At 35.9% G+C, this 16,440-nt stretch carries 9 protein-coding genes; all 9 read right to left on the minus strand.

What is annotated here, in order from left to right:
- Positions 1-33: 33 nt before the first annotated feature.
- Complete coding sequence (locus ACHRVX_RS08870; RefSeq protein WP_395331348.1) at positions 34-3,150, minus strand: Ig-like domain-containing protein; 3,117 nt, start codon at positions 3,148-3,150, stop codon at positions 34-36.
- A 247-nt stretch (positions 3,151-3,397) separates the two neighbouring features.
- A complete protein-coding gene (locus tag ACHRVX_RS08875; protein ID WP_395331351.1) occupies positions 3,398-5,578 on the minus strand; it encodes a glycoside hydrolase family 97 protein in 2,181 nt (726 codons plus the stop codon).
- 49 nt (positions 5,579-5,627) lie between these two features.
- Positions 5,628-7,007 (minus strand): alpha-amylase family glycosyl hydrolase, encoded by a 1,380-nt coding sequence (locus tag ACHRVX_RS08880; protein WP_395331354.1) that lies wholly within the window; start codon positions 7,005-7,007, stop codon positions 5,628-5,630.
- A gap of 114 nt (positions 7,008-7,121) precedes the next feature.
- On the minus strand, positions 7,122-8,228 hold the full coding sequence (locus ACHRVX_RS08885; protein WP_395331356.1) for a SusE domain-containing protein: 1,107 nt from the start codon (positions 8,226-8,228) through the stop codon (positions 7,122-7,124).
- A gap of 13 nt (positions 8,229-8,241) precedes the next feature.
- Complete coding sequence (locus tag ACHRVX_RS08890) at positions 8,242-9,750, minus strand: RagB/SusD family nutrient uptake outer membrane protein (RefSeq protein ID WP_395331359.1); 1,509 nt, start codon at positions 9,748-9,750, stop codon at positions 8,242-8,244.
- A gap of 8 nt (positions 9,751-9,758) precedes the next feature.
- Positions 9,759-12,971 carry a TonB-dependent receptor gene (locus ACHRVX_RS08895; RefSeq protein WP_395331361.1) on the minus strand — a complete coding sequence of 1,071 codons (3,213 nt, stop codon included), beginning with the start codon at positions 12,969-12,971 and terminating at the stop codon, positions 9,759-9,761.
- A gap of 190 nt (positions 12,972-13,161) precedes the next feature.
- Positions 13,162-14,343, minus strand: coding sequence for a FecR family protein (locus tag ACHRVX_RS08900; protein WP_395331363.1), 1,182 nt, complete (start codon positions 14,341-14,343; stop codon positions 13,162-13,164).
- A 484-nt stretch (positions 14,344-14,827) separates the two neighbouring features.
- Entirely contained in the window at positions 14,828-15,391 is a 564-nt protein-coding gene (locus ACHRVX_RS08905) for an RNA polymerase sigma factor (protein WP_395331365.1), read from the minus strand.
- Positions 15,392-15,764: 373 nt separating this feature from the next.
- Entirely contained in the window at positions 15,765-16,421 is a 657-nt protein-coding gene (locus tag ACHRVX_RS08910) for an aspartate kinase (protein ID WP_089477609.1), read from the minus strand.
- Positions 16,422-16,440: the final 19 nt, after the last annotated feature.

The raw sequence follows: 16,440 nt of genomic DNA on the forward strand, positions 1-16,440 counted from the left end.
CATACGCCTTTTGCTTTTTATATAAACTTTAAGTTATTTAACAACCAGTTTTTTAGTCACATTAAAACCTTTTGAAATAATATTTACAACATAAATTCCTGATGCTAAATGATGATTAATTTGTCCCGAACTTGAAAGTCTTTCGGTTAAAACACTTCTTCCGTTCATATCAGAAACTGTAATTGAAGCTATATCACCATTTTCTAATTCAGGCAATACAACTTGAAATTGATTGTCTGTTGAAGGGTTTGGGTAAATAGTTACCGCTTTTTCTTCTATTGAAACTTCTTCCACTTTAAGAGCAGATTTAGCACTTGAAACAGTTGTTGGTTCCAATTGCCATTGTGCGCTAAACCAGCCATCCTGAGAATTGCCATATTGCGCAGATCCTGTTTGGTTTTCAACATGAATGATGTTTCCGGATTGCCATCTGTTTCTGATTCTGATCCAGGTTCCATCAACATTATCGCTAGACCATTGTGCGCTCCAGAAAGTAGAATCTGTAACATTACATTGCACAGATCCAGTTTGACCTTCGATATTAATCAGTTCGCCTGTCGCTACATTTTTAAGGACATAATATGTCGCATCTATGGCAATTTTTTGCCATTTGTAATTGTTGTTAGAGGCTGTTGCTCCGTAACCTGTATTTGCTCCGGCATCAGATAAATAAGCACCTGTCCATCTGTTTTTGATCGTGTAATAAGTTCCTCCGGTTGAAGATGTAGAAACGGTTACGGGACAAGTACTTGTTTTATTACCGTCAACTGTTGTAACCGTGATTGTCGCATTTCCATTTGCTACAGCGGTAATTAAACCGGAACTGTTTACAGTTGCCACAGTGGTATTATTTGAACTATAACTTACTGCTTTATTTGTTGCATTTGAAGGCAAAACAGTTGGAGTTAATTGTTGTGTTGCACCAACAGATAATGAAGCTGTAGTTGGACTCAAACTGATGCTCGTAACTGCAACAACAGTTCCCGGATTAGAATCATACCAAATATCGTTCATATACCAACCCGTTTTGTTTCTGGTTAAGTTGGCTGTTTGACTTGTACCATCGTTAAAAATTATATTGGTCGAAGTTACATTTGTAAATGTATAACTGTACCAGCCATTTCCTGCATTGGTCATGTTTACACCAGGCCAGGATGCATCTGCTAAAACTCCGGTTGGTAAAGCACTCCAATAATAAATTTTAATTCCGGTTCCCCAAGCTGATGGTTTGTAGAAGTATACCGTAAAATTACTATTTGGATTTACCGTAATAGTTGCTGTTGCGGTTTTATTTCCGTCCTGAGTTTTTGCTGTAATAATTGCCGTTCCTGCCGAAACTGCTGTAACCAATCCGGATGAATTTACAGTCGCAATTGCTGTATTGTTAGAACTCCACGTTACCGTTTTGTTTGTTGCATTTGCAGGAGCAATTGTTGCCGAAAGTTGTTGCGTATTTCCTGCATACAAACTTGCCGTATTTGGCGAAACACTTACTGAAGCAACCGGAATAGCTGCCACAGTTATTGCCGATGTTGCTGTTTTATTTCCATCAACTGTTTTTACTGTAATTGTTGTTGTTCCGGCAGAAACTGCAGTTACTAAACCAGAACCATTTACAGTTGCAACCGCAGTATTGCTCGAAGTCCAGGTCAGGTTTTGATTGGTTGCATTTGCCGGAGCAATAGTTGGATTTAATTGTTGTGTAGATCCTAAACCAACCGTTGCTGAAGTTGGATTTACAGAAACTCCTGTAACCGCAACAACCGGTGCGTTTGTATTGGTTAAAACCAAATATTCGTAAGCGGCAAACGATCTAGTTGCGCCTGCAGTTAATGTTACCGAAGCATTATTGTTATACGGATTTACATAAGTTCCCGCCAAAGCTGCCGGAATTACATACGATTTCGAAGCATTTCTCAAATTCGACATTACGATTACTTTTTCAGTACCTAATGTTTTGGTAAAAATACTAATATCGTCATTGGCATACATTGTTAAATCTCCACGTCTTATGGCTGCGCTTGCTGTTCTGAAATTTAGAATTTTAGCAAAATCGGCTGCTGCAGTTGGATTTTGTGACCAGTTGAATTTAAAGCCAGTCCAAGGCCAGTCGGTTTTGGGTTCATAATCTATTTCCTGTCCGCTCATTAAAAAAGGAACTCCTTTCATATAGGCCGAAACTAAGAAATTGGCAACGATTCCGTTATGATTGTTGAAGATTACAAAGGGTCTTTGTACACCATTATCATTGGTATACGTATCATGATTTCCTGTGTATCTTACGGCTTGGTTTGAACCTGTGGCATTGGCATATTCATAATCGTTTATGGTTTGAAAACGCTGCGAAACCGGGCCTCCGGCAGCAACATCTTTCAAGGCGTTCCAAAACCATCTGTCGCCAAAATTCATATCAAAACCCGCCGTAAAGTTGGCTTGTCTGTCTCCTTCGGCTAACATTAATAATTTATGAGACGAAATTCCACGGATGTTTCCAATCACTTCTGACCAAAAATCAAGCGGTGGATTATTTGCATAATCGCAACGGTAACCGTCGACATTTGCAGCCAGAATCCAGTAACGCATCGCATCTTTTATTGCGTTTCTTGTTGCGGAACTATTAAGATCAAGTGCTGCGATATCAGAGAAATTCCCTAATTGCTGAATCGTTGTTCCACTTCTTAAATAGTATTCCGGATGTGAAACTGTCCAGGCATTATCCCAGGAAGTTCCGTTAATGGCTATGTCAAGAATAACCGACATTCCACGGCTGTGAGCGCCATCAACTAAAGTTCTTAAATCGGCGAGGGAACCATATTCTGATCCTACCGCTTTAAAATCTTTAATGCAATAAGGCGAAGCAGAACTTCGGGAATCTGTACCATGTGGATAAATGGGCATTAAATAAATAACATTGGTACCAAGTGCTTTTATATTATCTAAACGGGCGGTTACTCCGGCTAGATTTCCGTTAGCACTAAACGGACGAATATGTACCTGATACATGTTTACATCTCTGGTATCCGGAACACCTGCAAATGGTGTACCGTATTGAGGTGGATCTTGCGCATAAACGGAACTTGCAAATAATATCAGAAAACAGATTAAAGTTTTCGTGATATGAAATAGTCTGGTAATTTTTTTAATTTCCATAATTTTAATTTTTTGCATGCTTGTCAGCATCTTAACTAAAATTCATTCTCACTCGCATTGGTTTTAAATTTGACAAACATTTGTGGTTAATAGTTTTCAAGCAGTAATAAAATTCTTAATTTTTTTTCGCCACGAATTACACGAATTCTCACGAATTAAGCTTTTTCATAATCTTAAACAGATTAAAATTTGTGCTAATTCGTGTAATTCGTGGCAAAAATCTTTGATTACATGTGATTATGTAATCTTATAACTTTTTCAATCCCTTTAATTCGTTAGCATTTCCCTCTTTGATGCTAATGGCAACACCTCCGCCCGGAGCTAAATACTGTTTCAAAATTGTTTTTGAGGTTACAACAACTTTAGTAACGGTATATTTTTGTGGATTTTTGTCCCAATTCGCTTCTTTCGCGTCAGCGTAAATGGTAGCGATGAATTTTTTTCCGGCAGGTAAATAATCAAAAGTAATATTGGCAGTTCTGGCATTTTCATCTGTGATTCCTCCCACAAACCAGGCGTCTTTTCCTTTTGCTTTACGGGCAATTGTGATATAATCTCCCGGTTCAGCTTCAAGAATATAACTGTTATCCCAATCAACAGCAACATCTTTTATGAACTGAAAAGCATCTGGAAAACGCTCGTAATTCCCCGGAATATCTGCCGCCATCTGCAACGGACTGTACATGGTAACATAATATGCCAATTGTTTTACCAAAGTCGTATTAACACGCTGAGAACTTCCGGTTCCGTAATACGAAAGATCGGTTTGGAAAATTCCAGGCGTATAATCCATTGGGCCACCCATTAATCTTGTAAATGGTAAAATTGTGGTATGATCCGGCGCTAATCCTCCCATAGATTCAAACTCAGTTCCGCGAGCAGATTCCTGAGCGATCCAGTTGGGGAAAGTTCGGTTTAAACCCGTTGGACGAACTGCTTCGTGACTGTCAATCATAATTTTATAATCGGCAGCACGTTTGGCTACGTTAATGTAATGATTGACCATCCATTGTCCGTCATGGTGTTCGCCACGCGGAATAATTTTACCAACATAACCCGTTTTTACAGCGTCATAACCGTTGTCATTCATAAATTGAAAAGCACGATCTAAACGACGCTCATAATTGGTTGCAGATCCCGAAGTTTCATGGTGCATGATAATTTTTACTCCTTTTGAAGCAGCATATTGATGAACTGCTTTTACATCAAAATCCGGATATGCGGTTACATAATCAAAAACTTCTTCTTTCCAGTTGTTGATCCAGTCTTCCCAGCCAATATTCCAGCCTTCGATCAGGATGGCATCGAAACCATTTTTAGACGCAAAATCAATATATTCTTTTGCACGTTCTGTTGTGGCTCCGTGTTTTCCGTTTGGCGTAAGCTTTGTAAAATCATCCGTTAATTTTACATTATTTTCTTTTCCAAAAGCCCACGTACTTTTTCCGGCTACGAAATATTCCCACCAGATCCCGATGTATTTTACCGGTTTAATCCAAGAAACATCCTTGTAACTTGTTGGTTCGTTGAGGTTCAGAATTAATTTTGATGCCAAAATCTCAGTTGCTTTATCGCTTACAACAATGGTTCTCCAGGGCGATTGTGCATCTGTCTGAATATATCCTTTTGCACCAACTGCATCCGGCGCTAAATGACTTACCATTTTATTGGTTTTAGCATCAACTTCAAGGTACATTGCCGGATAATTGATTAAACCTGCTTCGTGGATGTTGATGTATAAACCATCATCAGATTTCATCATGGATGGTGTTTGTACTGATAATTCCTTGATAGGCCATTGTGCATTGATTTCGATAGTTGCTTTTTTCATCAACGAAGGAATTTCAGAAATCTTCGAAGTCGTATAAGCATATTCGTTCGTGTCATAATCTCCCGGAATCCAGAAAATTTTGTGATTTCCTGCCAATTGAAATTCGGTACGTTCTTCTTTTATTACAAAATAACTCAAGTCATTTTGCTTTGGAAACTCATATCTAAAACCCAATCCGTCGTTGAATAATCTAAAACGAATTCGAATATATCGGTTGTTATTTTTGGCCTGAGCCAAAGTCACAACCAATTCGTTGTAATTGTTGCGAATTGTTTTTTCTTCACCTAAAACTGGATTCCAAGTATCATCAACAGAGGATTGTGCTGTATTTGTAACGGTAAAACCATCCAAAAACGAAGGCATATTTTGTAGTTCTAAACCCAAAGAACTTGGTTTTATAACTGCTTTTTGTTTATATGATAATTGGTAAGATGGAATTCCACCTTCTTTCAATTCAAATTTTAAGGAAAGATTTTTGTTTGGTGAAGTTATTTCCTGAGCGTGAATCCAGAAGGAATTGGCGCATATAAAAAGTAACAACGCTATTTTTTTGCTCAAACGAATTTGAAGCGGCATTTTTTGGGATTGAAAATTCATGTTATTTAGTTTTTTGCAAATCTAATTTAATTTTAAAGTTGCGTGGGTATTAATTCTTCAATATTAGATATTGAAAAGGAAGTAAAGTGATTTCGGCACCAAGAGTTACAGAATTTCCTGTAATAACATCTTTCCATGTTGCTTTTAATGAATTGGCTACCAGATATTTTACAGAATTATTGGTCAGGTTAGAAAGCACCAAAACTTTTTCAGTATCTTTTACCATCGTAAAAGCACTTATCGCATCACTGCTATATCCTGTGTAAGTTCCTCTTTTAACGGCATTGCTTGTGTTTCTAAAAGCAATTATTTTTTTGTATTCGGCTAACATTGAGGTATCTGCAGTTGTCCAGTCAATTGGAGTTTTGGCAAAATAATTAAGCCTTTTGTCATATCCTACTTCTTGTCCGTTGTAAATCATTGGAACAGATTTCATGTATGCTGCAACAACAAAAGTGGCGACAGATCCTTTTTTACCTCCAAAAAGTTCTAACGGTGTTCCTTCTGAAAGGTTCACATCATGATTGCTGGTATATCTTACTACTCTGTTTTCAGTAGTATAATTGTTCGCATATTCTGTAGCATTAGAATCCTGAATTGTAGTTGCGGGTTTACTTTCCTTAAATATTTTTTCTAATGTGCTGAAAAAGTTAAATCCAAAAGTATAATCAAAACCAGAAGCGAAATGATTGACTTTTGAACCTTCTGCCAACATTAATATTGTTTGATTTTTTTTGATGCTTCTTAATTTCGTAATCGCATCAGACCAAAATGTTTGCGGAACAAAATCGGCATAATCACATCTAAAACCATCAATGTTGGCATTATAAACCCAATATTCCATAGCATCGATCATTGCGCTTTTCATTTCGTCATTATTGAAATCCAATTGCGCTACATCATTATAATTTGTTCCGGGCGGAATAATGATATTTCCTTTGTCATCTTGTTGATACCAATTTTTATGTTGTGTAATCCACGCATTATCCCATGCGGTGTGATTGGCAACCCAATCCAGAACAACGGCCATATTTTTTTTATGAGCCTCTTCAACCAAAACCTGAAGATCCTGTAAAGTTCCAAAATCCGGATTTACAGCTTTGTAATCCTGAACGGCATAAGGCGAACCTAATTCGCCGGAAGCTTTTACTTTCCCAACAGGATAAATGGGCATTAAATAAATCACATTGGCACCCAATTCCTGAATTTGTGTTAGTCTTTCCTGAACGCCTTTTAAGGTTCCTGCCTGACTAAAGGCCCTAATGTTTACCTGATAAATTACGGCGTCTTCCTTACTTGGCATTTTTTCGAAAGAAGTACCATATTGCTGATATGGAGAACTTTCGACTGAATCATTGTCAGAAGAACTACACGAAATAAATGCTAAGGCAAGTATTAAAGTATAGGCAATATTTATATTTGATTTCATATTTTTTTGAATTTGGTTGTATAAGCTTAGCATTTTTTAAGTTTAAGATAGCCTGCCTTTCGCTCAAAAAAGGCAGGTATCACTCTAACTAATCTAGCTTATTAAAATGTTAGATTATTTTTTTACGATTGTACAAGTTGCCGTTGCAGGATATCCTGTTGTTGCCGGATCTACATCGTTTATGGTAAATGTTATTTCGTAAGTTCCCGGTTCTCCAATATCATAAGCACCGCCATTATCCTTATTGATTGTATTTGTTGATGCATCGGCTGGTCCGTAGTTTACATCCCATTTATCATTTAATCTGAATTTTAAAGCTCCGGCTAATAAATTGGCAGTTACTTTCCATGTTTTAGTTTCATGGTTGTAGGACATCGGGATAGAATGATTCCATCCATAATCTTTATCTTCCGGTGTTGCTGCATGAGTCGAAGATCCCACAATTCCCCAGGCATACGGAGTAGAAGTCCATTTTAAAGTATTTAAATTTACTTTTATCTGGTAAGATCCTTCTCCGGGTAAATTGAAATCAGTATCACTCATGTTTTTTAAATCGGCATTTGTGTCTCCCGCTCCGTAAAACTGAGCCCAGTTTCTTGCTGTATTTAATTTAAATCCGGTTCCGTAACCCGGCAGAACAGTTACATAACCTTGGTAAACACCTTTTGATATTGCGCTTAAAGCCAACGCCTTGTCAACATTCCATTCTCCCTGATACGCTCCCGGCATGTAAATTTCGCAAAAAACAACACTTTTTTCATAAGGTGTAACGGTTAAAGTAATAGGATCAGAGTAGATTTTTCGATCCATTGCAGCTTCTACACGAACTACTAATTTTCCGGCAACATCCGGTTGAAGTCCTAAGTCTGTGGCAATTTTATTTAAATCAATAGCAATAAATGACTTGCTTAAAACATCTTCACCAACAACAATTCTTTTGGCTTTTTCCCAGGCATTGCTGCCGCTGGTGTCGCCAATTAAATCAAATTGAATGGCATACGTAACCGGTGCATCAATGGGGAAGGTTACTTTTGGCCAGGAGACAAGTAAAGCATTATCATCTGCGGTTTCTTCTTTTAGCACTATTGTACTTGCAGAAACTTCGATTGCAGAAGGAAAACTAACGGATTTTAATGTCGTTAACTGACCTTCACTTTCACAGGAAGCGCCCAGAACAAGCAAGCTTGCTAAAAGGAATAATTTACTGATATATTTTTTCATGATTGTTTTGTTTTTAGTAACCCGGGTTTTGTTTCAGTCCACGATTTGCATCTAAAGCAGATGTTGGGATTGGGAATAATTTTCGGAAAGCAGGAGATGCAGGTCTGAATTCGTTTGCCAGTAAAAATTTGTCAAAACGAATCATGTCTTGTCTTCTGTGACCTTCCCAGTTGAGTTCGAATCCTCTTTCGTTATAAATATCATCAAGAGTTGGGTTTGCCGCTAATGCATCTAAACCGGCACGTTGTCTGATTTGATCTACGAAAGGTTTTGCAGCTCCGGGATTTCCTAAACGGGCATTACACTCCGCCATCATTAAAATAACATCAGCATATCTAAAAATTGGAAAGTCATTTGAAGCTCCTCCGCCACTTTTTGCTCCTGCAGGATAAAACTTAATGTTACGAACTCCCGCCTGAGGATCAGCTCCGGGATTGTCAAGAGAAGCCACTTCAAGGGTATAATTATATCCTCCGGGTTGTTCACCCACTAAAAATTGTTGTCTTCTAATATCTGTCAAAGCATATTTCAGGAAAAAATCTTTAGGAACAATAGTTCCGTTCCAACCCGCCATTCCAAATAAGGCGGTACCATGCGGACCATATACACTACGAACGGCATAAATGTTACGGGAAACGACATCAAGAGTGGCGTAAATAGGTAATATGGTTTCATCTTCCGGAAGTACATCTCCAAATAATTCATAATATTTATTTCCTAACGGACTAGAAGCATTTGCTGCTCCTGAATGTAGTGTAAAACCACCTTCGCTCACTTTGTTACAAGCTGCTAAACATTCACTCCATTTTGCTTCTCCGGTGTAAACCTGCGCATTCAAATATACTTTTGCAAGTAAAGTATAACCTGCCCATTTATTGAATCTTCCGTAATAATTTCCTCCTCTGGTTCCGGAAAGCAGTTCTACGTTTTCGGTTAATTCTTTTACAATAAAACTATAAATTTCCTTACGGCTTGATTGCGGAATTTTATCTACGGTAATATTATTATCAGTAAAAAACGGAACATCGCCAAAATCATCAATCAGTAAATAATAAAAGAAAGCGCGTAATACTTTAGCTTCGGCAATTTTTGAAGCTTCGGCATTTGATTTTTCTAATAAACCAACTGCTAAATTGGCATTGAAAACCGATTTGTACAACCAGTTCCAGGTATTGTTGATAATGAAATCTGTAGGTAACCATACATGTTTATGCAAACGTGCAAAATCCTGTTGCCAGTCTCCAGTATTTCTATGGGGTATCACCTGCTCGTCTGACGACATACAGTTCATATCATACCAGCCATTATCAGCACCTGCATAACCAACTCCTGGTATATTATTACGTTGAAAGTCACCGGGAATTTCGGCATAAACGCTCGCAAGGGCAATATTGGCTCCTTCGGGTGTGCCATAAAATTCTTCGGCAGGATATTTATCGTACACATTTTCGCTGATATCTGTGCATCCAAAAAGGGCTAGGAAACAAACGCTTCCTGCTATTACTATATTTTTAATTTTCATCTCTTTTACTATTTAAATTTTACAGTCAGACCAAATGCAACACTTCTTGTACGAGGATAAATTCCCCTGTCGCCACCAAAGTTGTCAGCTGGATTACCACTCCCACTTATATTCAATTCAGGGTCGAGACCTGTATAATTAGTAATCAGTAATAAGTTGTTTCCTGTAAGAGAAAGTCGGATAGAGTCTACATATTTATCTGTAAAACGGAAAGTATATCCTGCAGTAACATTTTCTAAACGAATAAATGAACCATCTTCCAACCACAAATCAGATCCATAAGGCGAAGAATAAATTCCTTTATCAACAGCACTTTCTAAAATATTTGATTTACCGGTATTTTCCAGCATACTTAAATTTTGATTTAATGCGTTGTAGATTTTATTTCCTCCTGAACCTCTTACAAGTACAGAAGCGTCAAAATTTTTGTATCTGTATGAAGGGTTAAATGCAAAAGTATAAGTTGGTAAAGCGGAACCTGCATAATAGCGATCAGGGCTTTTAACACCTTGATCAATAACACCGTTGCCGTCACGATCTTTTACGGTTTCAACTCCATTGTCATTTTTGCCTGTATGTTCTAAGATATAAAATGCTCCAACTGGTTTTCCTTGTACTAGATAAGAGTTTGCAGCTCCCCAGCCTACATAATCTGTATTTAAAGGAATGCCATTAATACTACCACTTAAATTAAGCACTTCGTTTTTCATCAAGGATACATTTCCTGCCAATGTAAGCGTACTGTTTTCGGTTTTGATAACATCGTATGCAAGAGCAATCTCCAGACCTTTGTTTGAAATGCTTCCTACGTTTGCCTTAATTTGATTATAAGGATAAGGTGGTTGAGGTACGGTGTAATCAAACAATAAATTTTCGGTTTTAGAATCATAAACGTCTACGCTACCTCTTAATCTATTGTTTAAAAGAGCAAAATCAAGACCAATATTCGTTTGTTTTTTGGTTTCCCATTGCAAATCAGCATTTGCATTCTGGGTAATATTAAAATTGGTAATAGGCATTCCTCCAAAATAAGTTGTTCCTGCACTGCCCACTAATGACAATGAGGTTTGTGGATAAAGACCTTGTTGATTACCGGTTTCTCCATATCCTACACGCAATTTTAATTCATTAAATAAAGTTTGAGTTGCCATGAATGACTCTTTGTTAATTTGCCATGCAACAGATGCTGACGGGAAATTTCCCCACTTGTTGTTGGCTCCAAATACAGATGAACCATCACGTCTGATACTTGCCGTAACAAGATATCGATCGAGTAAAGAGTAGTTTAATCTTCCTAAATAGGAAACTAAAGTCCTGTCATTTTTATAAGAAGAAATATCAGAAGATTGTACTTTCGAAAAATCCCCAAATTGTAATGCGTTGTAAGTAGTGTTATCATTTATAAAACCTCTTGCCTGCGCATAATTACCCTGATACGCCTGACTTTGCCATTCATATAAGGCTAATGCATTGAAACTGTGAATCCCGAAAGTTTTTTTATAATTAAGACTAATATTGGTTAATTTTTCATTTTGTCTTTCATTTTTAATATTAGCATATCCTTTTTGATCAATTGCCAAAGCATCTGTTGATTCTGCCGGCATGAAATATCCAATAGTTGCATTTGTTTTTCTCCAGCTTCCAAACCAGTTTGCCGAAAAACCTTTGCCTAAATCTAATTCAGCTTTTAAACTTCCAAATAAATTATCACTTTGTCTTTCATTTGTAGCGGTTTGAGCCACTGCATAAGGATTTAAATATTGAAAAACAGTTGGATCTGTATAATAGGTTCCGTTAGTATTAAAAACAGGATCTGTTGGTCTTGCCAATAATGAATTTGTAATCAGGTTTGATTTATACGAAACTGTTCCTACTTCGCCAATACTGCTTGTTACATTATTTACTCCTGTATTTAAATTAAAAGTCAATTTTAACTGGTCATTAAGAGCTAATTGTGTCGCCTGAATACGACCAATGTATTTTTGGTTACTGGAGTTAATTACAACTCCATCCTGTAAAATAGCAGTTAAAGAAGCTCTGTAATTGAATTTATCAGTTCCGCCACCAAAGGATAAAGTATGTGTTTGAGTGATTCCGGTTTGCGTTAAAAGACCATACCAATCTGTATTTGAACCATGATTTGCAGATGCCGGAACACCAACACTCTGAGCAGTCGCCCACCATTGATCAGCATCTAACATCTCTAATTTTTTTGGAATAAAATCGACAGAAGTAGAACCAATATATTCCATAGTAGTTTTTCCTGCTTTGTTCTTTTTAGTTGTTACGATAATAACTCCCGGCGCTCCTCTTGAACCGTAAACGGCAGTTGCAGAAGCATCTTTTAGAACATCAATACTTTCAATTTCGCTTGGCGGAACCTGATTTAGCAAATCCATGTTTCCCTGAATTCCGTCAACAACCACTAAAGGATCATTTCCTCCAATTAATGAAGAAATTCCACGAATACGAACACTTGGTCCTGAACCCGGTTCACTGCCAATTTGAGTAATGTTTACACCGGCTGCTTTTCCTGCAATCAATTGTAAAGGATTCACAATTGCACCCTGATTCATATCTTTTGCAGCTATGGAAGAAACCGCTCCCGTAACATCTTTTCTGGCTGTAGAACCGTATCCTACAACCACTATTTCCTGCAAATCTGTAGCATCAGGCATAAGCTGAATATTGATAACGGCTTGGCTGGCAACTACCTTTTTTTCTTTATAACCAACAAAAGATACAATGATTACTGAAGAAGCACTTTCTACAGTAAGTTTATATTTCCCGTCAAAATCAGTTACCATTCCGTTTTTTGTTCCCTCTTCAATCACCGAAGCTCCCGGCAAAGGCAAACCATTTTCATCCGTAATAATTCCGGATACAGTTTGTTTTTGAAATGGTGTATTTTGTGTTTTGAGTTCCGGCTTTTTTAGAATAATCTGAGTATCTCTCACTTTAAATTCAGTGGGAGTTCCCTTAAAAAGTTTATCTAAAACAATACTGATGTTCTGATCTTTTACAGAAATAGAAATAACACGATCAAGGTCAATGTCACTTAGTTTGTAAATAAACCTGAAATCTGTTTTTTGTTCGATGGTCTCAATAACCTTCTCGATTGTTGAATTGTTTAATTCAAGGGTTACTTTTGTTTTTTGTGCATAAGTATTCCCTCTAATATTAAACATGGCGACCAAAATAAGTAGTGTGGTTAGTTTCAATTTTAGGTCATTTTGGAACAATGAGTATAGGAACCCAATGTTCTTAGATTTTTTTTTCATAATTTTGTTAATTGATTGTAGTTAATTCGTTATATTCAATCACTTAGTAAATCGGAAATTGTTCGCAGCTCTTTCCGATTTTTTTTATTCCTGTAATTTTAGTTCTTCATAATTGATCCTGTTTTTGTGGTTATTTAATTAGTATCTGATTGTTTTTTATGGTGTAATGTATGCCGTGAATATCATTGAAATAGCTCATAACTTTCTCAATAGATTCATCGTTAAAACTGGCATTGAATTTTTCGCCGGCTAATTTTTCGTTTTTGTTTACAATTGTAACATTGTAGCGTCTTTCCAGCTTGGTAATAATATTTTTGAATGTCATATTTCTAAAAGTCAAACCGCCATTAATCCATGAAGTATAAATATCAGTAATGACCGGTTTTGTAGATATTAAAGTATTTTCTCTGTTGAAACTTCCTTTGTAACCCGGTTTTAAGATGGTGTTTTTTGCAGCATCAAAATCTTCATTTGAACGGTACATTCCCACAGAACCTTCAACTAAAACAACATCTGTTGCAGCATCTTCAGGATAATTAGAAACATTGAAATGAGTTCCTAAAACCCTAACATTCAACGCATCAGCATTTACAATAAAAGGATGTTTTTTATCTTTGGCAACATCAAAAAAAGCTTCGCCATCCAGAAAGACCTGTCTATTTTCACCGGCAATAAATTTTACCGGATATTTAAGAGTTGTACCTGAATTTAAGTGAACAAGCGTTCCGTCAGACAATTGTAATTTGAATTTTTTACCATACGGAATTTTAATTGTGTTGTAGGTTACATGCTCTAAATCAGAACTGTTTTCGTAAACAATTTCATCTCCGTTTTGATTTCCAACCACATTGCCGTGCGCATCTTTTACCTGAACCGAATTATTTTCGGATATAATCTGAACTTTTCCGTCTTCTAACTGCAATACAATATCAGTACTTTTATAGTCGAATTTAGGTTCTGTTTTAGCGGTATTGAAAATTCCCTTTTGATAAGCAAGACCAATTCCTAATAAAAGAACTAAAGAAGCAGCGATCGAAATGTACTTTCTGAAATTTGATTTTTTAGGAGCAATTTCTATTACTGTTTGCTTTTCCTGCGAATTATTCAAAATGTTTGCAAAAATAGAATCAGCAGTTCGTTGGTTCATTTTGGGCATTTCACTCAAAAGATTTTGAATATCTTGTACCGAAGGAAAATCATCTGTAAGTTTATTTTTTTTATAATAGTCGATTACCTCGCTTGTTTCATCGGGTGTACATTGGTTTAAAACAAACTTTTGTAAAAGTAGTTGCATTTCAGAATTTGAATTCATTACGAATTGATTTAGGTCCGGGTTTTATATAATACAGCCGAAAGCAAGTTGAGTACTACTCAAACGTTGTAAATTTTTTAATTTTAACGTTTTCTAAGGAGATTATTGTAAGAATAACGCTTGTTAAGTGCTGATTTTATTGAGTTTTTCGATTAAAATATTTTTTAAAAATATTTTCTTTTTTTGACGTTAAACAAGTTGTTTTAATTTCGAGGTACAAGGATTCCTGGAAACGTGACTAAACCCGACAGGTTTTAAAACCTGTCGGGTTTGCTATTCAGATTCAGTTTTGTAATCTAGACCAAAGGGACAGATCACCGCAAACAAAATCGCCAATCTTTGTAGAATTACGAGTGTGATCTCTCCCTTCGGTCGAAATGACAAACTTTGCGCTCTTTGCGTAAACCTTTGCGAACTCGCGGTTAAAACAAAAAAAAATCACTCTAAAAAAGAGTGATTTTGATGGTTAACTTGGTTTTGTGGTTTAGATAATTTCGTCATGAACCTGAAAAAAGACTCGCATTGATTCTAACGCTTTGCTCATTTGATTCCTGACTGTATTGATTGAAATCCCGAGTTCCTGACTAATTTCCTCATAAGTCATTCCTTTTTTACGGGACATCTTAAAAATTTGCTTTCGTTTTGGCGGCAATTGTTTCATTGCTTCTTTCCTGAGTTTTTTACAATCTTCTTCACGAATGGAATAATCTCCGTATTCATGTGATTTCTGACTTTCGTAAAAAATGGCTTCTTTCAGTAAAACATCATTTGCAGCTTTATTGAGGCAATTAAATGCCTGATTCCTGGCAATGGTAAAAATGTATGCTTTAAAAGATTGTTCAACATTTAAGTTTTCACGATGTTGCCAGACTTTCATAAAAACATCCTGTACATTTTCTTCCGCTGCTTCTCTTGATTTTAATAGACTGATGCTGTACCCATAGATATCCTGATGATATAAATCAAAAAGTGAACGAAATGCTTTTTCGTTGCCATTTTTGAGTTCGCTCACCAATAATTTTTCGCTATGGTCTTTCGTTTCTAACATTAATTTAATTAGTCGTATTTAAATCTAATTATATTATGATACTATCAAAATGGATACTCTGATTTACTTACTGATTAGCAAATATATAAAAATATTATTCGCAACAAATTATATTAAAAAAAACTTAATTGTGTTTTTTTTAATATAATTAATATTGAATCGCATAAAAGGTGACTTTTAAGACTGTAATTAGTCTTATGTTTTTATTGATGTTTTGAAAATTTATTTAATTATTGAGAATATTCTTATTTGAGATAATCTATATTGTTTATTACATCCATAAATAAAAAAATCCTTTCATCTTTATATTAAAAGATGAAAGGATTTTATAAGTTTCAAGAATCTTGAATTTGATTCTAAATCAAATTTTTATTTAGTTTTTCAAATCTTTAATAACTTTAAAAGCAACATCAACCTGATCTTCTCCAACTAAAATGGTGAATTCATTTGAAGTAGAAATTACCTCGTTTATGATAATTCCTTCCCAGGCCAAACGTTGAAAAATAAAATAGTAAATTCCCGGAACAACGATATTTTCCTTCGGTAATTTTACTGTTATAGAAGCAAGATTATCTAATTTCTGAATTAATTTTTCTCTCACAAAGTGCTTTTCGACTAAATGATTTACACTGCTGCTAACAACAATATTAGTTTCATTTACGCCACGAGATGAGGTATAAAATATATCAGATAAGGCATTTATGTCAGAAATTAAGTCGGCTTGTTTGTTTAAAACCGTTTCTGATGCAGCAAAGGTATAATCAGTCAATTCAGATCGAACGGTGATTTCACCAATATTCTTGATTACCTTATTAATTTTGTGATTCAATTTAAAATCTAATTCTTCAGTGAGTCGTTTTAAGGACATTACAACTGCGCCTTGTTTGACTTCTTTACCAAATTCGCTTTCTAATTCGGTCATAATATTTCGGGAAAGAGAAGTTAGGTTAATGATTCCAAGCGATAACGCATTTAATAAAAAGGGTTTCGTTTTAATGTAATTTTCGACGATTGAAGAAACGGTTTTCATAATTTTTTCTTTTTTTTTT

The organism is Flavobacterium sp. FlaQc-47 (assembly GCF_044006475.1).
Lineage (GTDB): Bacteria > Bacteroidota > Bacteroidia > Flavobacteriales > Flavobacteriaceae > Flavobacterium.

Excerpts from the sequence above, each read along its gene's own strand:
- ACHRVX_RS08870 (WP_395331348.1), bottom strand. The coding sequence starts at position 3,150 with ATGGAAATTAAAAAAATTACCAGACTATTTCATATCACGAAAACTTTA.
- ACHRVX_RS08875 (WP_395331351.1), bottom strand. The coding sequence starts at position 5,578 with ATGAATTTTCAATCCCAAAAAATGCCGCTTCAAATTCGTTTGAGCAAA.
- ACHRVX_RS08880 (WP_395331354.1), bottom strand. The coding sequence starts at position 7,007 with ATGAAATCAAATATAAATATTGCCTATACTTTAATACTTGCCTTAGCA.
- ACHRVX_RS08885 (WP_395331356.1), bottom strand. The coding sequence starts at position 8,228 with ATGAAAAAATATATCAGTAAATTATTCCTTTTAGCAAGCTTGCTTGTT.
- ACHRVX_RS08890 (WP_395331359.1), bottom strand. The coding sequence starts at position 9,750 with ATGAAAATTAAAAATATAGTAATAGCAGGAAGCGTTTGTTTCCTAGCC.
- ACHRVX_RS08900 (WP_395331363.1), bottom strand. The coding sequence starts at position 14,343 with ATGAATTCAAATTCTGAAATGCAACTACTTTTACAAAAGTTTGTTTTA.
- ACHRVX_RS08905 (WP_395331365.1), bottom strand. The coding sequence starts at position 15,391 with ATGTTAGAAACGAAAGACCATAGCGAAAAATTATTGGTGAGCGAACTC.
- ACHRVX_RS08910 (WP_089477609.1), bottom strand. The coding sequence starts at position 16,421 with ATGAAAACCGTTTCTTCAATCGTCGAAAATTACATTAAAACGAAACCC.